The sequence below is a fragment of the Variovorax sp. 10L426 genome, assembly GCF_056395305.1.
This window is the reverse complement of sequence record NZ_JBFTJF010000160.1, coordinates 1-351: the sequence shown is the minus strand read 5'-3', so window position 1 is coordinate 351 and position 351 is coordinate 1. Positions and strand designations below refer to the sequence as shown.

Annotated in this window: 1 pseudogene; it reads right to left on the bottom strand. The window is 66.4% G+C overall.

Annotation, left to right across the window (positions count from 1 at the left end):
• A pseudogene (locus AC1DHL_RS30255) lies at window positions 1–351 on the bottom strand (ISNCY family transposase); the annotation flags it as partial.

The following is a 351-nucleotide window of genomic DNA, read 5'->3' as shown; positions in this document are numbered from 1 at the left end:
GGATGTCGATGTTCAGCTCGAAGAGGGCGCGCCCGAACTGCGTATAGCCGCGGCCTTCGGCATTCTCCTGTCGGTTGACGCGGAAGACGCCAGCCTTGTCGGAATAGAACGCCATCGGCTTGCCGTGCCGTTCGATATAGGCCCGGGTGGCGGCAAAGTAGGCTGGCGTCGATTCGGTCGGCACGAACAGCAGCTGCATCAGCCGGCCGGTGGCGTCGTCGACGTAGACCAGCAGCGTGCACGCCGCCGCCCGGTCCTCGAACCAGTGATGATCGCTGCCATCGATCTGCACCAGCTCGCCCAGGCAGGCGCGGCGGTTCCTCGGCTGGTGGACCTTGGGCGGGCGCAGCT